The 17,634-nt window shown below is 67.6% G+C and carries 14 protein-coding genes and 2 tRNA genes; 4 read left to right on the top strand and 12 right to left on the bottom strand.

The window, feature by feature from the left end; translation table 11 throughout:
• Positions 1–588: 588 nt before the first annotated feature.
• The 5 genes from mobA to clpX form a co-directional block, all read right to left on the bottom strand.
• The gene (mobA, locus tag AWB92_RS02595; protein ID WP_142281909.1) at positions 589–1,194 is read right to left on the bottom strand and encodes a molybdenum cofactor guanylyltransferase; all 606 of its coding nucleotides are present in this window, start codon (positions 1,192–1,194) and stop codon (positions 589–591) included.
• Between the two features lies 1 nt (position 1,195).
• Positions 1,196–2,296: a 2-oxoacid:ferredoxin oxidoreductase subunit beta gene (locus AWB92_RS02590; RefSeq protein ID WP_085183918.1), complete on the bottom strand. Its 1,101-nt coding sequence runs from the start codon at positions 2,294–2,296 to the stop codon at positions 1,196–1,198.
• Complete coding sequence (locus AWB92_RS02585; RefSeq protein ID WP_085183917.1) at positions 2,293–4,254, bottom strand: 2-oxoacid:acceptor oxidoreductase subunit alpha; 1,962 nt, start codon at positions 4,252–4,254, stop codon at positions 2,293–2,295. The genes AWB92_RS02590 and AWB92_RS02585 overlap by 4 nt, the downstream gene beginning before the upstream one ends.
• Positions 4,255–4,487: 233 nt before the next feature.
• Positions 4,488–5,726 carry an MFS transporter gene (locus tag AWB92_RS02580; RefSeq protein WP_085183916.1) on the bottom strand — a complete coding sequence of 413 codons (1,239 nt, stop codon included), beginning with the start codon at positions 5,724–5,726 and terminating at the stop codon, positions 4,488–4,490.
• Positions 5,727–5,756: 30 nt separating this feature from the next.
• A complete protein-coding gene (clpX, locus tag AWB92_RS02575; RefSeq protein ID WP_067159263.1) occupies positions 5,757–7,037 on the bottom strand; it encodes an ATP-dependent Clp protease ATP-binding subunit ClpX in 1,281 nt (426 codons plus the stop codon).
• Positions 7,038–7,291: 254 nt separating this feature from the next.
• On the opposite strand from clpX, the gene mmuM reads away from it, so the two are divergent.
• A complete protein-coding gene (gene mmuM, locus AWB92_RS02570) occupies positions 7,292–8,185 on the top strand; it encodes a homocysteine S-methyltransferase (RefSeq protein ID WP_085183915.1) in 894 nt (297 codons plus the stop codon).
• Here mmuM and clpP2 read toward each other — a convergent pair.
• From clpP2 to AWB92_RS02550, 4 genes are all read right to left on the bottom strand, one after another.
• Positions 8,182–8,805 (bottom strand): ATP-dependent CLP protease proteolytic subunit ClpP2, encoded by a 624-nt coding sequence (gene clpP2 / locus AWB92_RS02565; protein ID WP_142281919.1) that lies wholly within the window; start codon positions 8,803–8,805, stop codon positions 8,182–8,184. The genes mmuM and clpP2 overlap by 4 nt on opposite strands.
• An 8-nt stretch (positions 8,806–8,813) precedes the next feature.
• Positions 8,814–9,404, bottom strand: a complete 591-nt coding sequence (gene clpP1, locus AWB92_RS02560) for an ATP-dependent CLP protease proteolytic subunit ClpP1 (RefSeq protein WP_067159269.1) — start codon at positions 9,402–9,404, stop codon at positions 8,814–8,816.
• A gap of 127 nt (positions 9,405–9,531) precedes the next feature.
• Positions 9,532–10,971: a trigger factor gene (tig, locus tag AWB92_RS02555; RefSeq protein WP_085183914.1), complete on the bottom strand. Its 1,440-nt coding sequence runs from the start codon at positions 10,969–10,971 to the stop codon at positions 9,532–9,534.
• Between the two features lie 38 nt (positions 10,972–11,009).
• Positions 11,010–11,086, bottom strand: a tRNA-Pro gene (locus tag AWB92_RS02550).
• Positions 11,087–11,242: 156 nt separating this feature from the next.
• Here AWB92_RS02550 and AWB92_RS02545 point away from each other — a divergent pair.
• Together AWB92_RS02545 and AWB92_RS02540 are read left to right on the top strand one after the other, a co-directional pair.
• Positions 11,243–11,313 (top strand) — tRNA-Gly (locus tag AWB92_RS02545).
• Positions 11,314–11,344: 31 nt separating this feature from the next.
• A complete protein-coding gene (locus tag AWB92_RS02540) occupies positions 11,345–12,538 on the top strand; it encodes a serine hydrolase domain-containing protein (RefSeq protein WP_085183913.1) in 1,194 nt (397 codons plus the stop codon).
• A gap of 408 nt (positions 12,539–12,946) precedes the next feature.
• Here the strand turns inward: AWB92_RS02540 and AWB92_RS02530 are convergent, their stop codons facing one another.
• The 3 genes from AWB92_RS02530 to AWB92_RS02520 are packed head-to-tail and all read right to left on the bottom strand — an operon-like array spanning position 12,947 to position 14,906.
• On the bottom strand, positions 12,947–13,753 hold the full coding sequence (locus tag AWB92_RS02530; protein ID WP_085183911.1) for a DNA-formamidopyrimidine glycosylase family protein: 807 nt from the start codon (positions 13,751–13,753) through the stop codon (positions 12,947–12,949).
• Positions 13,754–13,756: 3 nt separating this feature from the next.
• Positions 13,757–14,236 carry a ribose-5-phosphate isomerase gene (locus tag AWB92_RS02525; protein ID WP_068178381.1) on the bottom strand — a complete coding sequence of 160 codons (480 nt, stop codon included), beginning with the start codon at positions 14,234–14,236 and terminating at the stop codon, positions 13,757–13,759.
• Between the two features lie 46 nt (positions 14,237–14,282).
• Entirely contained in the window at positions 14,283–14,906 is a 624-nt protein-coding gene (locus AWB92_RS02520) for a DsbA family protein (RefSeq protein WP_085183910.1), read from the bottom strand.
• Between the two features lie 128 nt (positions 14,907–15,034).
• Here AWB92_RS02520 and pepN point away from each other — a divergent pair, with 128 nt between their 5' ends.
• Positions 15,035–17,617: an aminopeptidase N gene (pepN, locus tag AWB92_RS02515; protein WP_085183909.1), complete on the top strand. Its 2,583-nt coding sequence runs from the start codon at positions 15,035–15,037 to the stop codon at positions 17,615–17,617.
• Positions 17,618–17,634 lie beyond the last annotated feature (17 nt).

The following is a 17,634-nucleotide window of genomic DNA, read 5'->3' as shown; positions in this document are numbered from 1 at the left end:
CCGAATCGTCGCGGTCGCAAACAAATCGTGAGCCGAATCACGCCATTTTTGTGAGCTGGCACACGTGTTTGCGGGCGCCCGGAGGCGTTGGGGCGCCCATGCCGGTCCGCGCCCGGCTGCGGCGAACCGGCGCAGGATACAACACGATCCGCGAAGCGGATTGCGACACGCCGAAGCAACGGGCCGGCCGGAAGGCTCCTTCCAAACATGTTGCCTGGCAAGCGATTTGGCACGACTCGCAAAAATGGTCAATGTCAAAATAAAAACCGCCCCTACGGCCCTGGATAGCGCTCACTTCAGCGGCCAGCGCGCCGCGCGGGGCGTGCGACTATTTGCTGGCGCCGCCCGCGCATTCCCAAGACGGCGCCGGGCACGTTCCCACCGACCGGGCCGAAATCCACGCCGCCCCAACGCAACTCGGCGCATCGGAAAGGCGAGAGCGCGGTCGCGATCGCACAGATAACGATCGACCGAGTGGATAAGAATTACCAACGCCAACGCATTTATGCCGAAAACAATGGCGAAATCAGCGCCAAGAGTTTACGAAATAACGCCCGGCCACCAATCAAAGAGCGCGGCCGCGAAGCCTCAGGCGGGCGCCTGGGCCACCGCGCGCAGTTCGGCGTCGGTGTTGACGTTCGTCAGCAGACGCGAATCCGGAAGCACGATCTGCTGGGCGTCGGACGCGTCGATCACGGCGCTCATCCTGCGCTCCCCGGCGGCGACCAGCGCGTCGATCCGATCGGCCAGGTCGGTGCGGTAGACCGCGGCCAGGTAGTGGCTGCGGCCGTCCCACGGCAACACCACCTCGGCGTTGGTCTCGGTGGCGAGGCGGACCAGGTCGTCGATCAGCTCGGCTCTCAGCAGCGGCATGTCGACGGCGCAGACGAACGCCAACCGGGCGCCGGCCTCGGCGGCCGCGCGCAGCCCCCGCCCGGCCGCCGGCAGCGGTCCCAGCCCGCGCACCTCGTCGCGGATGACGCGCGCCTGCAGCGACGGCAAGGGTTGGCCCGGGGCGGCCATCACGAAGACCGGCTCGCAGCGTTGTGCTACGACGCCGACGACATACTCGGCAAGCGTGGCGGCTCCGCCGGGTCCCGGGAGGGTGGCCTTGTCGCGGCCCATGCGCCGCGACTCGCCTCCAGCGAGGACGACCCCGGCCAGTGAAACTGTGTCGGGCATCTGGTCGGCCACCTCAGTCGACGGTCCAGGTGTCGCGCCCGCGCAGCAGCGACTGCAGCGCGGCGGAGTCGAACGGCTTCGATGCCTGGGCGGCCTGGACCTGGGAGCGTGCCGCGTCGTCGTAGGTGGCCCGGCTGATGTTGCGGAAGATGCCCAGCACGGTGTGGTCGAGGTTCTGGTCGGAAAGCCGGGACAACGCGAACGCGTAGGCCGAGTCGTCGGCGTGCGCGTCGTGCACGACGATCTCGTCGACACTCACGTCGGCGGTCTTGGCCACCTCCAGGCTGAAGCCCGACTTCACCACGCAGTATTCGCCGTTGGCGCCGAACACGATCGGCTCGCCGTGGCGGACGTTGATCACCCGCTCCTCGGCGCCCTCCTTGCGCAGCGCGTCGAAGGAGCCGTCGTTGAAAATCGGGCAGTCCTGCAGGATTTCGACGACGGCGGCGCCCCGGTGCCCGGCTGCGGCGCGCAGCACTTCGGTGAGGCCGGCGCGGTCGGAGTCCAGCGCGCGGCCGACGAAGGTCGCCTCGGCGCCCAGCGCCAACGACACCGGGTTGAACGGCTGATCGAGCGAGCCCATCGGCGTCGACTTCGTGACCTTGCCGACCTCTGACGTCGGCGAGTACTGGCCCTTGGTCAGCCCGTAGATCCGGTTGTTGAACAGCAGGATCGTGATGTTGACGTTGCGGCGCAGCGCGTGGATCAGGTGGTTGCCGCCGATCGACAGCGCGTCGCCGTCGCCGGTGACCACCCACACCGAGAGGTCCTCACGGGCCAGGGCCAGCCCGGTCGCAATCGCCGGCGCGCGGCCGTGGATCGAGTGGAAGCCGTAGGTCTCGAGGTAGTACGGGAAGCGACTGGAGCAGCCGATGCCGCTGATGAAGACGATGTTCTCGCGGCGCAGCCCGAGGTCGGGCAGGAAGTTGCGGATCGTGTTGAGGATGACGTAATCACCACAACCGGGGCACCAGCGCACCTCCTGATCACTGGTGAAGTCCTTGGCCTTCTGCGGCTGGTCGTCGGCGGACAACGCGGGGACCCCGTCGTTCTTGGTCAGCCTCGGGGACAAGCCGAGGTCTGTGCCCGCCAGGTTGCCCATCAGGTCGGTCATTCGCTAGCTCCCGCTCCAACCGTCGCTGCCGCCATTCTGGCGACCATCTTCTTGTCTTGCTCGATTTCGGCCAGCGTGCCGCCCAGCGCGGCGCGGATCAGACGCCCGATCTCGTCCGCCAGGAAGGCCACACCCTGGACCTTGGTGACCGATTGCACGTCCACCAGGTACTTGCCGCGCAGGATCAGCGCCAGCTGACCCAGGTTCATCTCCGGGCATACCACCATCGGGTAGCGCCGTAACACGTCGCCGAGGTTCGCCGGGAACGGGCTGAGGTTGCGCAGGTGCGCGTGCGCGACCTTGATGCCTTTGCGCCGGGCGCGCCGGCAGGCCTCGCCGATCGGCCCGTACGAGCTCCCCCACCCGATCAGCAGCAGCTCGGCGTCTCCCGTCGGATCGTCGACTTCCAGGTCGGGCACCGCGATGCCGTCGATCTTGGCCTGCCGAATCCGGACCATGAGGTCGTGGTTGACCGGCTCATAGGAGATGTTGCCGGAGCCGTTCGCCGCTTCCAGGCCGCCGATGCGGTGCTCGAGCCCGGGGGTGCCGGGGACGGCGAATTGCCGGGCGAGGGTCTCCGGGTCGCGGTTGTACGGCTGGAAGGGCTCGTCGGGATTGGCGAAGGCGTGCGTGATCGGTTGCAGCGAGCCGACGTCCGGGATGCGCCACGGCTCCGAGCCGTTGGCGATCGCGCCGTCGGACAACACGATCACCGGGGTGTGGTAGGACACCGCGATGCGCACCGCCTCGATGGCGGTCTCGAAGCAGTCGGACGGCGAACGCGGCGCGACCACCGCCACCGGGGACTCCCCGTTGCGGCCGTACAGCGCCTGCAGCAGGTCGGCCTGCTCGGTCTTGGTAGGCAGGCCGGTCGACGGGCCGCCCCGCTGAACGTCGATGACCAGCAGCGGCAGCTCGGTCATCACGGCCAGGCCCAGCGCTTCGGACTTCAGCGAAATGCCCGGGCCGGACGTGCTGGTGACGCCGAGGGCGCCGCCGTAGGACGCGCCGATCGCCGCGCAGATGCCGCCGATCTCGTCCTCGGCCTGGAAGGTGATCACGTTGAAGTTCTTGTGCTTGGACAGCTCGTGCAGGATGTCCGAGGCCGGCGTGATCGGGTAACTGCCGAGCACGACCTGGATCCCGGCCAGCTGGCCGGCCGTGACGATGCCGTAGGACAGCGCGGTGTTGCCCGAGATCTGGCGGTATTCGCCCGACGGCAGGACCGCCCGCGAGACCTCGTACGTCGTCCCGAACGCCTCCGTGGTTTCGCCGTAGTTCCAGCCCGCCTTGAGCGCGAGCACGTTCGCCTCGGCGACGTCGGGCTTGCGGGCGAACTTCTCCCGGATGAACCGCTCGCTGGTCTCGATCGGCCGCCCGTACATCCACGACAGCAGGCCGAGCGCGAACATGTTCTTGGCGCGCTGGCCGTCCTTCTTCGACGCGCCGATCGACTCGACGGCCCCGAGCGTCAGCGTCGTCATCGCGACGGAGTGCACGACGTACTCCTCGAGCTCGTCGGTCTCCAGCGGGTTTGTCACGTAGCCCACCTTGGTCAGGTTGCGCTTGGTGAACTCGTCGGAATTCGCGATGACCATTCCGCCGCGCGGCAGGTCCCCGATGTTGGCCTTGAGCGCCGCCGGATTCATCGCGACCAGGACGTCGGGGCGGTCGCCGGCGGTCAGGATGTCGTAGTCGGCGATCTGAATCTGGAACGACGAAACCCCGGGCAATGTGCCTGCGGGGGCGCGGATCTCGGCGGGATAGTTCGGCTGGGTCGCCAGGTCGTTGCCGAAAAGGGCTGCCTCGGAGGTGAACCGGTCGCCGGTCAGCTGCATGCCGTCGCCGGAGTCCCCGGCGAATCGAATGACAACTTGTTCTAGACGCTGGCGGTCCGACCCATTGCGAGAGGAGCCATTGGGAGAATCAGGCCCGGCCCCACTGCCGTTCGGATCCACTTATCCGCCTTCCATTCGTTAACCGGATAGGCACTTCGCGCTGGAGCATTAGGGTACGCGCCGCTGGGGCGGCTCCCTGGCCCACAAGCTTGTGTGTCACTGGTAGTACCAATTATGGCACTTCTTTAAGAGAAGCATGGGCGTCTCGAAAGCATTGCATGCAGCGGATTTACGGTTAAATGCCGAAGTCAGCGCGGGCTACTGGTGCGTAGGCGGCGAAACTGTGGTATTGGTCACGTTGATCGCCTGCCCGGCAGGCGCTGGGGCGCCGTCTCGGGCATCGCGACGAGATACAACACGAGGCCCGCGGCGGCCAGGGCACCGAGGAAGGCGAAGGCGGCGTCGTAGCCGGCCGCCACCACGATCGAGCCGGCAACCAGGTTCGAGACCGCAGCGCCGATGCCCGTCGCCGCCGTCACCGCACCCAGGCTGATGTTGAACCGACCGGTTCCGTGCGTCACGTCCTGCACGACGAGCGGAAACAACGCGCCGAACACACCCGCCCCCACGCCGTCAAGCAGTTGGACGCCCACCAGCCAGTACGAGTTGTCGGACAGGGTGTAGAGAAATCCGCGCGCGGCCAAGACCGCGAATCCGACCAAGAAAATGGGTTTGCGCCCCCAGGAATCGGCCTTGGCCCCGGCGAGGTAGGCCACCGGGACCATGACGACCTGCGCGGCCACGATGCACCCCGCCATCAGCGCGGTCCCGACGTCTTTGTTGTGCAACGCCAACAACTGGCCGACCAGGGGAAGCATCGCCGCGTTGGCGAAGTGAAAGGCGATGACCGTGACGGCGAAAATCATCAGCCGGCGATTGTGCAGCAGCACCGCCAGCTGCGACGGCTGCTGGTGCGGCTCGCCCGGGGAGTGGTCCATGCCCCGCGCCACGTCGTTGTCGATCGCGTCGGCCGGAATCCGCAGGGTCGCAACGACACTGCCGGCCGCCATAGCGGCGAGCACCCAGAACACCACCGCGGGCCCAAGGAAGTAAGCCAAGACACCGGTGATGGCCGCGGCCGACGCGTTTCCCGCGTGATTGAACGACTCGTTGCGCCCAACCCGCCGCGAGAAGAGACGAGGGCCGACCGCACCGAGGGTGATCGCGGCCAACGCCGGCGCGAAGACGGAACCCGCGACTCCGGTGAGAGCCTGCAGCACCGAGATCGAGTAGAAGCCCGGAAACAACGGCATCGCCAACGATCCGGCGGTGACGGTCAGCGCGCCCGCGATGATCACCGCCCGCTTGGCCGTCGTCCGGTCGACCAGCGCGCCGGCCGGCGCCTGAGCGACGATCGCCCCGATGCCGCCGACCGCCATGACGAACCCGATCGACCCCTGGTCCCAGTGATGGGTCACCAGCAGGTAGACCGACAGGTACGGGCCCAGCCCGTCGCGGACATCGGCCAGCAAAAAGTTGAGTAGGTCCAGCCCACGCGCCAGGCGCCGCGGAACCTCGGCCGGGCTGTTCAAAGCTTCAGGCGGCCGGAATCAGGGAATTGCTTAGGCGCTCTTGTCGCGGCGCTCGCTGCGCGACGGCTTGCGCGGCACGATCGTCGGCAGGACGTTGTCCTGCACCGTCTCCTTGGTCACCACGACCTTGGCGACGTCGTCGCGGCTCGGGATGTCGTACATCACCGGCAGCAGGACCTCTTCCATGATCGCGCGCAGGCCTCGGGCGCCGGTGCCGCGGTGGATCGCCTGGTCGGCGATCGCCTCCAGCGCGTCGTCGGTGAACTCCAGCTCCACGCCGTCCATTTCGAAGAGGCGGGTGTACTGCTTGACCAACGCGTTCTTCGGCTCGGACAGGATCTTGACCAACGACTCCATGTCCAGGTTGGTGACCGACGCGACCACCGGGAGCCGCCCGATGAACTCCGGGATCAAACCGAACTTGATCAGGTCCTCGGGCATGACGTCGGCGAAGTGATCGGTGGTGTCGATCTCGGCCTTGGAGCGCACCTCGGCGCCGAAGCCCAGGCCGCGCTTGCCGACCCGCTCGTAGATGATCTTCTCCAGCCCGGCGAACGCACCCGCGACGATGAACAACACGTTGGTGGTGTCGATCTGGATGAATTCCTGGTGCGGGTGCTTGCGGCCGCCCTGCGGGGGAACCGACGCCTGGGTGCCCTCCAGGATCTTCAGCAGGGCCTGCTGAACGCCCTCGCCGGACACGTCGCGGGTGATCGACGGGTTCTCGCTCTTGCGGGCGATCTTGTCGACCTCGTCGATGTAGATGATGCCGGTCTCGGCGCGCTTGACGTCATAGTCGGCCGCCTGGATCAGCTTGAGCAAGATGTTCTCGACGTCCTCGCCGACGTAGCCGGCCTCGGTGAGCGCGGTGGCGTCGGCGATGGCGAACGGCACGTTGAGCATCTTGGCCAGGGTCTGGGCGAGGTAGGTCTTGCCGCAGCCGGTGGGGCCGAGCATCAAGATGTTGGACTTGGTCAGCTCGACGGGCTCGGAGCGCGAGTCGCGGCCCTTCTCCCCGGCCTGAATCCGCTTGTAGTGGTTGTAGACGGCGACGGCCAGGGTGCGCTTGGCGGTGTCCTGCCCGATGACGTATCCCTCCAGGAATTCCCGGATCTCGGCGGGCTTGGGCAGTTCGTCGAGCTTGACGTCGTCGGCGTCGGCGAGTTCCTCTTCGATGATCTCGTTGCAGAGGTCTATGCACTCATCGCAGATGTACACACCGGGGCCAGCAATGAGTTTCTTGACTTGCTTTTGGCTCTTCCCGCAGAACGAGCACTTAAGCAGGTCACCGCCGTCTCCGATGCGCGCCATGGTGCTGAGGGCCTACTTCCTGTTCGCCGTTCGTCGTGCTATGCCGCATGTATTCCCCGACGCTACCCGCTTGCTTGGGCCCCCCGCGACCATTACCGCCGAATCGCGTCGTTGGTATTCATGTCCGTTGTCTGCATGAAACATATAGGCAGACGGCGCCCCTCACTCGCCGAGACGCGCAATCCGTGTTTTTGGCGTGTCGCGCTCGTTACCCGATCGAGTCCAGTGGGCTGCCACAACCCTACAGTTATCGAGTGGGATTGGCTTTCGGTTTTGGAGGGCCAACCGAGCCCGTGCTGATCGGCGACGGCGGCCTGGCCACCGAGCTGGAGGCGCGCGGGCACGATCTTTCGGACCCGCTGTGGTCGGCCAGGCTGCTGGCAGACGCGCCGCAGGAGATCGTCGCCGTGCACGCCGCGTTTTTCCGGGCCGGCGCCGCGATCGCGACCACGGCCAGCTATCAGGCGTCGTTCGAGGGTTTCGCGGCTCGCGGAATCGACCGGAACGAATCCGCCGCTCTGCTGCGCCGCAGCGTCGAGCTGGCGAAGGCGGCGCGCGCCGAAGCCGACGCGGGCGGGCTGATTGTCGCCGCCTCCGTCGGCCCGTACGGCGCGGCGCTGGCCGACGGCTCCGAATATCGCGGACGCTACGGCCTGTCGGTCGCGGAGTTGCGGCGCTGGCACCGGCCGCGGCTGGAGGTCCTGGCCGCCGCTGGCGCCGACGTGCTGGCGTGCGAGACGGTGCCCGATGTCGACGAGGCCGAGGCGCTCGTTGATCTGGTCCGCTCCGCCGGCGTGCCGGCGTGGCTCAGCTACACCATCGACGGGACGACGACCCGCGCCGGACAACCGCTGGCCGACGCGTTCGCGGTGGCCGCCGGCGTCCCCGAGATCGTGGCGATCGGCGTCAACTGCTGCGCGCCCGGCGACGTGCTGCGCGCGATCCCGCTGGCCCGCGCCGTCGGCAAGCCGGTGATCGTCTACCCGAACAGCGGCGAGCGCTGGGACGGACGCGCGTGGGTCGGTCGATCGCATTTCTCGGCGCGTTTGGCCGCGCAGTGGGCGGCCGCCGGTGCTCGCATCGTCGGCGGCTGCTGCCGGGTCGGACCCGCCGACATTGCCGGACTGGCGAAGGTGCTCGTGCGTTAAGCCGTCTGCGCGGAGAGCTTGCGGTATTCCAGGACGGTGTCGATGATCCCGTAGTCCTTGGCCTCTTCGGCCGTCAGGATCTTGTCCCGGTCGGTGTCCTTGCGGATGACCGACGCATCCTTGCCGGTGTGGCGGGCCAGCGTGGTCTCCATCAGCGTGCGCATCCGCTCGATCTCGGCGGCCTGGATCTCCAGGTCGGAGAACTGGCCCTGGATCACGCCGGACAGCGACGGCTGGTGGATAAGCACGCGGGCGTTGGGCAGCGCCATCCGCTTGCCCGGCGTCCCGGCGGCCAGCAGCACCGCCGCCGCCGACGCGGCCTGGCCCAGGCACACGGTCTGGATGTCGGCGCGCACGTATTGCATGGTGTCGTAGATCGCCATCAGCGAGGTGAACCCGCCGCCGGGCGAGTTGATGTACATGGTGATGTCGCGGTCGGGGTCCAGCGACTCCAGCACCAGCAGCTGCGCCATGATGTCGTTCGCCGACGCGTCGTCGACCTGCACGCCGAGGAAGATGATGCGCTCCTCGAACAGCTTGTTGTACGGGTTGGACTCCTTGACACCGAAGCTGGAGTGCTCGATGAACGACGGCAGGATGTACCGCGCCTGGGGTTGCATTTCGGGATTCACTGGGCTTCTCCGTTGGTGATGTGAGCGGCGCGGGTGATGATGTGGTCGACGAAACCGTATTCGAGGGCTTCCTGGGCGGTGAACCAGCGGTCGCGGTCGGAGTCGGCCTCGATGCGTTCGATGGACTGGCCGGTGAATTCGGCGTTGAGCCGGAACATCTCCTTCTTGATGACCGTGAACTGCTCGGCCTGGATGGCGATGTCGGCCGCACTGCCGGTCACCCCGCCCAGCGGCTGGTGCATCAGGATCCGGGCGTGCGGCAGCGCGTAGCGCTTGCCCTTGGTGCCGGCAGCGAGCAGGAACTCGCCCATCGAGGCGGCCATGCCCATCGCGTACGTGGCGATGTCGCAGGGCGCCAGCACCATGGTGTCGTAGATCGCCATCCCGGCGCTGATCGATCCGCCCGGGGAGTTGATGTAGAGCGAGATGTCCTTGTCGGCGTCCTCCGCGGCGAGCAGCAGGATCTGCGCGCACAGCCGGTTGGCGACCTCGTCGTTCACCTCCGAACCCAGGAAGATGATGCGCTCGGAGAGCAAGCGCTCATAGACCGAGTCCGTGAGGTTGAGCCCCTGCGAGGGCGAACGCATGTCAGTCACGACTGGGTTACCTGCTTTCTCGAGTTCTTCTCTGTTCCGACCCTAACCAACCAAGCCCGCCGTGTGCCGGTCGCGCGCCCCCTTAAATGGGCCCGTTCGCTCACAGCGTCATCGCGGGTCACTTCGCCTCGTCGTCGGCCTCAGCGTCTTCGTCGGCGTCCTCGGAATCCTTAGCCTCGTCGGCCGCCTCGACCTCGTCGTCGTCCGAAGCCTCCGCGGCCTCGTCCGGAGCTTCGCCCCGCTTGCCGAAGAACTCGCTCGTGTCGATGGTGTTGCCGTCGGTGTCGGTGACGGTCGCCGCCTCCACCGCCGCAGCGACGGCCAGCCCGCGGCGCACGTCGGCGAACATGGCCCCCAGCTGATTGTTCTCCTGCAGGTAGGTGAACAGCTGCTGCGGCTCGATGCCGTACTGCCGGGACGTCATGACCAGTCGCTCGGTCAGGTCCTCCTGGCCGACCTGGATTCCCAGTTCGTCGGCCAGCGCGTCCAACAACAGCTGCTTCTTGACGTCCGACTCGGCGGCGTTGTGCGCGTCGACCTCGAACTGCTGGCGCGACTTACCCTGCTCGCGCAGCGCCTCCGCGAACTTGGCCTCGTCGTGCTCGAAGCTGTGCAGCGCGTTGTGGACGGCGCTGTCGACCTGAGCCTTCACGATCGCCTCGGGCAGCGGCACGTCGACCTGCTCGAGAATCGCGTCGATCGTGGCGTCGCGGATCTGCTCCGCCTGCTGGGCGCGCTTGACGCGGCCCACCTGCTCGCGGAGGTTGGACCGCAGCTCGTCGATCGTGTCGAACTCGCTGGCCAATTGGGCGAACTCGTCGTCGGGCTCGGGAAGTTCGCGTTCCTTGATCGACCTGACGGTGACGGTGACCTGTGCGTCCTTGCCGGCGTGCTCCCCCGTTGCCAACTTCGCGGTGAACTCTTTGGACTCGTCGACGGACAGGCCGACCAGCGCGTCGTCCAGCCCCGCGATGAGCCGGCCGGAGCCCACCTCGTGCGACAGGCCCTCCGCGGCCGCGTTGGGCACCTCCTCGCCGTCGACGGTGGCCGACAGGTCGATCGAGACGAAGTCGCCGAGCGCAACCGGGCGCTCGACTCCCTTCAGGGTGCCGAATCGCGCGCGCAACGACTCCAGTTCGGCGTCGACGTCGTCGTCGCTGACCTCGATCGGGTCGACCGAGACCTTCAGTGAGCCGAGGTCGGGAAGGGTGATCTTCGGACGCACGTCGACCTCGGCGGTGAACGCCAGCTCCTCGCCGTACTCCTTCTTGGTGACCTCGATCTCGGGCTGGCCGATCGGCTCGACCTCGGCCTCGGCGACCGCCTGTCCGTACCGGGCCGGCAGCGCGTCGTTGACGACCTGGTCGAGCATCGCCTCGCGGCCGAAACGCGCCTCGAGCAGCCTGGCCGGCGCCTTGCCGGGCCGGAATCCGGGCAGCCGGACCTGCTTGGCCAGCTCCTTGTAGGCGCGTTGGAAATCGGGCTCGAGTTCGGTGAACGGCACCTCAACGTTGATGCGCACCCGGGTGGGGCTCAACTGCTCGACGCTGCTCTTCACGGGTGTGCTCCTCGGTATTCGGTGGATCGGCGCAGTATTGGTCGGGGTGACAGGATTTGAACCTGCGGCCTTCCGCTCCCAAAGCGGATGCGCTACCAAGCTGCGCTACACCCCGCGCTGACCTCGCAGATCCTACGGCCCTTCACCGCAAAGGTGGCCGTCGGCTCCGCAGCGACCGTCAAGACGTGCGGGACCTCACGGGGCGATCACAAAACCGCTTCGATTAGATTTGATGTTCGCCGCCAGATACAGTCTCGCTCGACTAAAACTTGCGGGCGTAGCTCAATGGTAGAGCCCTAGTCTTCCAAACTAGCTACGCGGGTTCGATTCCCGTCGCCCGCTCGGGCTGATGCTTGCTCGACAGAAAGGCGCCATGAGCGACGTCGAACTGAAGGGCTCATGTGCTTCCGACTTCGTCGGTGTGCGCGACGCGTTCGAGCGCAATTTTGTGCTGCAGGGAGAGGTTGGGGCGGCCGTCGCGGTGTGGGTCGACGGGGAGCTCGTCGTCAACCTCTGGGGCGGTTGGGCTGACGCCGCCCGCACCCGGCCGTGGCAACAGAACACCCTGACGACGGTCCTGTCGGGCACCAAGGGGATGACGGCCACCTGCGTCCACCAGCTGGCTGACCGCGGCGAGCTGGACTTGTTCGCGCCGGTGGCGCGCTATTGGCCCGAGTTCGCACAGGCGGGCAAGGAAGCCGTCACGCTGGCCATGGTGATGAGCCATCGCTCCGGCGTCATCGGGCCGCGCACCCGGATGCGCTGGGAGGACGTCGCCGACTGGGACTTCGTCTGCCGGCAGCTCGCCGCCGCCGAACCGTGGTGGGAGCCCGGCACCGCGCAGGGCTACCACATGACCACCTTCGGCTTCATCCTTGGCGAGGTGTTCCGCCGCGTCACGGGCCGCACCGTCGGCGAGTACCTGCGCACCGAGATCGCCGAACCGCTCGGCGCCGACGTCCACATCGGCCTGTCGCCCACCGAGCAACGGCGCTGCGCCGAGCGAGTCAACAAGCCGCACGCCCGGGACCTGCTGGCCGAGGCGCAGGCGCCCGGCTACCCGACCAGCCTGACCGAACACCCCAAGGCGGCGCTGTCGATATCGATGGGCTTCGCCCCCGACGACGAACTCGGCTCGCACGACCTGGAGCTGTGGCGCCAACTCGAGTTCCCCGGCACCAACGGCCAGGTGTCGGCGCTGGGACTGGCGACGTTCTATAACGGGCTCGCGCAGGAGCGGCTGCTGACCCGCGAGCACATGGAACGGGTCCGGGTGTCGCAGGGCGGCTTCGAAACCGACCTGGTGCTGGGCCCGCGCGTCGCCGACCACGGCTGGGGCCTGGGCTACATGCTCAACCAGCGGTGCGTCAACGGCCCCAACCCCCGCATCTTCGGGCACGGCGGCCTGGGCGGCTCATTCGGGTTTGTCGACCTCGAGCATCGAATCGGCTACGCGTACGTGATGAATCGCTTCGACGCCACCAAGGCCAACGCCGACCCGCGGAGCGTCGCGCTCAGCGACGAGGTCTACGCCGCGCTGGGCGTCATCGAGCGCGCCCAAACGTAAGACCGCACCCCGCCGAACCGTTGCCGGCGGGGCGCGGTCATTTGGTCACGGATCAGCGATGGTCCCAACCAGGGCCGCCGGGTCCGCCCGGGCCACGCCACGGTTCGGGGTGCGGGTTGGGGCCCGGCCCGCGCCAGTTGTCATGGCAGTGCCCGCGGTCCCAATTGTCTCCCCAGCCCGGGTCCCAGAAGTCCCCGGGGCACCATTGCGGGAACGGCCCGGGCTGCGCTTGCGCCTCGGGTGACGCGCCCAGCCCCGCCAGACCAAGACCGACGACTATCGCGAAAACGGCTGCAACTAAACGTGGAAGGAGTTTCACGGCGCCATTCATACCCGACGGAAGCCGCGCCCAAACAGTAGACGCCGGCGTTTCTTGCTTAGGGTTTCCTGTCAGTGGCAGGATTCTCGTCACTTCTGGCAGTTGGGGCACCAGAACACGTTTCGGCCCTCCAACACCTGGGTGCGGATCGCTCCGCCGCACACGCGGCACGCCTCGCCCGCGCGCCGGTAGACGTAGGTGCGTGGCCGCCCTTGCCGGTACGACGGCGGCCCGTGATCGTGCTCGGGCAGCACCACGACGATCTGGCCGCGGCGCAAACCGACCTTCATCAGCGCCACCAGATCGGTCCACGCCGCGTCGAACTCCGCCTCGCCAATCGCGCGGCCGGGCCGGAACGGATCGATGCGGTGGCGGAACAGCAACTCGTTGCGATAGACGTTGCCCACGCCGGCGATCACGGTCTGGTCCATCAGCAACGCGCCAATGGGCTTGCGTGACTTGCTGATTCGAGCCCACGGCCACGCCGGGTCGGCGTCGCTGCGCAACGGGTCGGGGCCGAGCTTGGCCACCACGTCGCTGACCTGAGCTTCGTCGATGACCTCGCACACCGTCGGACCGCGCAGGTCGGTGCCGTAGTCGGCACCGACCATCCGCATCCGCACCTGCCCGACCGGTTCGGGCAGCGGCGCATCGTGGGGCCGCTCCCACTCGGTGAAGGCGCCGTACAACCCGAGGTGCACGTGCACGATGGGGCCGCCGTCATAGTGGTGAAACAGGTGCTTGCCCCACGCGCTGGTGCGCCGCAGCACCCGCCCGTCGACGACGGCCGCCGCGTCCGCGAACCGGCCCTGCGGGCTGGACACCGCGACCGCGGCGCCACCGTATCGGCGCTGATGCAGCCGGGCCAGCCGGTGCAGGGTGTGCCCTTCGGGCATCTCTTAAGCCGGGGCGCCGGGAACCGGCGGCGCCTGGTGGGTGCGCTCGTATTCGGCGAGGATGTCGATACGCCGTTGGTGGCGTTCGGCTTTCGACCACTGCGCGCTCAGGAAGGCATCCACGATCGTCAACGCCTCCTCGACCGTGTGCATGCGGCCGCCGATGCCGATCAACTGCGCGTTGTTGTGTTCGCGCGCCAGGGTCGCGGTCTCGACGCTCCACGCCAGCGCGCAGCGCGCTCCCGGCACCTTGTTGGCGGCGATCTGCTCACCGTTGCCCGACCCGCCGAGCACGATGCCCAGGCTCTCCGGGTCTGCCACCGTGCGCGTCGCGGCCGCGATGCAAAACGCCGGGTAGTCGTCCTCGGCGTCGTAGCTGAACGCGCCGCAATCGATCGGCTCGTGCCCGGATTCCTTGAGGTGGGAGATGATCTGCTGCTTGAGCTCGTATCCGGCGTGGTCGGAACCCAGGTAGACGCGCATGCCCGCCATCTTTACAGCCGCGCGCCCGCCGGGGCCAGTCGAGGGTCTAGTCGAATTCGGGCTTCTCGGTGCGGGTCCGCTTGAGCTCGAAGAAGTGCGGATACGACGCGAAGGTCACCGAGGCGTCCCAGAGCTTGCCCGCCTCCTCGCCGCGCGGGATCTTCGAGAGCACCGGCCCGAAGAACGCCACACCGTTGACGTGGATGGTCGGCGTGCCGACGTCGTCGCCGACCGCGTCCATCCCCTCGTGGTGGCTCTTGCGCAGCGCCTCGTCGTACTCCTCGCTCTGCGCGGCCTCGGCGAGCTCCGCCGGCAGGCCGGCGTCGGCCAGCGACAGCTTGATGACCTCCTCGAGGTTCTTGTCGTCCTCGTTGTGGATCCGGGTGCCCATCGCGGTGTACAGCGGGTCCAGCACTTTGGCGCCGTGGGCCTGCTCCGCGGCGATCGCCACCCGCACCGGCCCCCAGGCGTGCTTCATCATCTCGCGGTACTTGTCGGGCAGGCCTTCGCGGTTTTCGTTGAGGATGGCCAGGCTCATGACGTGGAAATGCACCTCGATGTCGCGAACCTTCTCCACCTCGAGGATCCAGCGCGACGTGATCCAGCACCAGGGACACAGCGGATCGAACCAGAAATCGGCTCGGTTTTTCCCGTTGGTCTTCTCGGACATAGCGCGGTCCTCTCCTCGAGAGCAGATACGGTCATAACACCGTTCAGCACAACCGTAGTCGCGCGGCGGGTGTTCCCGCCCCGTCGCTCCGGTTACCAGGCGTTCACCAACACGTTTAAGTTGGACGCGTGGCCCTTCCAAACCTCACCCGTGACCAGGCCGTCGAGCGCGCGGCCCTGATCACCGTTGACAACTACCGGATCAGCCTCGACGTCACCGACGGCTCGGGCGGCCCGGGCGACCGGACTTTCCGGTCCACCACCACCGTGGCGTTCGAGGCGCTCGCCGGCGCCGATACCGTCATCGACATCGCCGCCGACGCCATCCGCGGCGCCACCCTCAACGGCCGCGAACTCGACGTGTCCGGATACGACGAATCGACCGGCATCCCGCTGCGCGGGCTCGAGAAGCAAAACGTCCTCGTCGTCGACGCCGACTGCCGCTACTCCAACACCGGCGAGGGGCTACATCGCTTCGTCGACCCGGTGGACGACGAGGTCTATCTGTATTCGCAGTTCGAAACGGCCGACGCCAAGCGCATGTTCGCGTGCTTCGACCAACCCGACCTCAAAGCGACGTTCGACCTGCGGGTGGCTGCGCCCCAACACTGGAAGGTGATCTCCAACGGCGCGACGGTATCGGTGGAGGACGGCATACACACCTTCGCCACCACCCCGCGGATGAGCACCTACCTGGTGGCGCTGATCGCGGGCCCGTACGCCGAGTGGAGGGACTCCTACACCGACGAACACGGCGAGATCCCGCTGGGCATCTACTGCCGGGCCTCGCTGGCCGAATTCATGGACGCCGAGCGGCTATTCATCCAGACGAAACAGGGATTCGGCTTCTACCACAAGAACTTTGGCCTGCCCTACGCGTTCGGCAAGTACGACCAGCTGTTCGTGCCCGAGTTCAACGCCGGCGCCATGGAAAATGCGGGGGCGGTTACCTTCCTCGAGGACTACGTCTTCCGCAGCAAGGTCACCCGGGCCTCCTACGAGCGGCGCGCCGAGACGGTGCTGCACGAGATGGCGCACATGTGGTTCGGCGACCTGGTCACCATGACGTGGTGGGACGACCTGTGGCTCAACGAGTCGTTCGCGACCTTCGCGTCGGTGTTGTGCCAAAGCGAGGCAACCGAATTCACCGAGGCGTGGACCACGTTCGCCACCGTCGAGAAGTCGTGGGCGTACCGCCAGGACCAGCTGCCGTCGACGCACCCGATCGCGGCCGAGATCCCCGACCTGGCCGCCGTCGAGGTGAACTTCGACGGGATCACCTACGCCAAGGGCGCGTCGGTACTCAAGCAGCTGGTCGCCTACGTCGGGCTGGAGCACTTCCTGGCCGGGCTGCGCGACTACTTCCGCACGCACGCCTACGGCAACGCCACGTTCAGCGACCTGATCGCCGCGCTGGAAAAGGCGTCCGGTCGCGATCTGTCCGACTGGGGTCAGCAGTGGCTGAAAACCACCGGCCTGAACACGCTGCGGCCCGACTTCGACGTCGACGCCGATGGCAAGTTCACCCGATTCGTGGTGCGCCAAAGCGGCGCCGCGCCCGGGGCGGGCGAGACGCGGGTGCACCGGCTGGCGATCGGCATCTACGACGAAGATGATCCCGGTGGCGCCGGCAAGCTGGTGCGGGTCCACCGCGAGGAACTCGACGTCGAGGGCCCGGACACCGAAGTGCCTGCGCTGGTTGGGGTTTCGCGCGGCAAGCTGATCCTGGTCAACGACGACGACCTGACCTACTGTTCGCTGCGGCTGGACAGCCAGTCGCTGCAGACCGCGCTGGAGCGGATCGCCGATATCGCCGAGCCGCTGCCGCGCTCGCTGGTGTGGTCGGCCGCGTGGGAGATGACCCGCGAGGCCGAGCTGCGCGCCCGCGATTTCGTGGCGCTGGTCTCTGGCGGCGTGCAGGCCGAAACCGAGGTCGGGGTGGCGCAGCGGCTGCTGATGCAAGCCCAGACGGCGCTGGCGTCCTACGCCGAGCCGGCCTGGGCGCGCGAGCACGGCTGGCCGCAGTTCGCCGACCGGCTGCTGGAGCTGGCCCGCGCCGCGGCGCCCGGATCGGATCACCAGCTCGCGTTCGTCAACACACTGTGCACGTCCGTCCTGTCGACGCGGCACGTGGTGACGCTGGCCGACCTGCTGGATCACGACCCGTCCGAGCGGGGTCTGGCCGGGCTGGAGATCGACACCGACCTGCGCTGGCGCATCGTGACCGCGCTGGCCGCCGCCGGCGAGATCGACGCCGATGGGTCCGCGACCCCGTTCATCGACGCCGAGGTGCGGCGCGACCCGACCGCCGCCGGCAAGCGCCACGGCTCCCAAGCCGCGGCCGCACGGCCCCAACTCGAGGTCAAGGAGCGGGCCTGGACGACGGTGATGGAGGACGACACGCTGGCCAACATCACGGCCCGATCGATCATCGCCGGCATCGCCCCGCCGGGACAGCACGAGCTGCTCAAGGCGTTCACCGGGCGCTACTTCGACGCGATTGCCGGGGTCTGGACGCGGCGCTCCAGCGAGGTCGCCCAAACCGTGGTGATCGGCCTCTACCCGCACTGGGACATCAGCGAGGCCGGCATCGCGGCCGCCGACGAGTTCCTGAGCGACCCCGAGATTCCGCCGGCGCTGCGGCGCCTGGTGCTGGAAGGTCAGGCCGGGGTCAAGCGGTCGCTGCGCGCCCGCACGTTCGACGCGTCCTGATCCTGCTTTCCGGCGAG

Origin of the sequence: Mycobacterium sp. IEC1808, assembly GCF_002101935.1 — a bacterium.
GTDB lineage: Bacteria > Actinomycetota > Actinomycetes > Mycobacteriales > Mycobacteriaceae > Mycobacterium.
This window is presented reverse-complemented; position numbering and strand designations above follow the sequence as displayed.

Bases quoted from the DNA above. Each gene is read 5' to 3' on its own strand.
- AWB92_RS02590 (WP_085183918.1), bottom strand. From the start codon at position 2,296: ATGACCGACCTGATGGGCAACCTGGCGGGCACAGACCTCGGCTTGTCC.
- clpX (WP_067159263.1), bottom strand. From the start codon at position 7,037: ATGGCGCGCATCGGAGACGGCGGTGACCTGCTTAAGTGCTCGTTCTGC.
- clpP2 (WP_142281919.1), bottom strand. From the start codon at position 8,805: ATGCAACCCCAGGCGCGGTACATCCTGCCGTCGTTCATCGAGCACTCC.
- clpP1 (WP_067159269.1), bottom strand. From the start codon at position 9,404: ATGCGTTCGCCCTCGCAGGGGCTCAACCTCACGGACTCGGTCTATGAG.
- AWB92_RS02540 (WP_085183913.1), top strand. From the start codon at position 11,345: ATGAGCGACGTCGAACTGAAGGGCTCATGTGCTTCCGACTTCGTCGGT.
- AWB92_RS02530 (WP_085183911.1), bottom strand. From the start codon at position 13,753: ATGCCCGAAGGGCACACCCTGCACCGGCTGGCCCGGCTGCATCAGCGC.
- AWB92_RS02525 (WP_068178381.1), bottom strand. From the start codon at position 14,236: ATGCGCGTCTACCTGGGTTCCGACCACGCCGGATACGAGCTCAAGCAG.
- AWB92_RS02520 (WP_085183910.1), bottom strand. From the start codon at position 14,906: ATGTCCGAGAAGACCAACGGGAAAAACCGAGCCGATTTCTGGTTCGAT.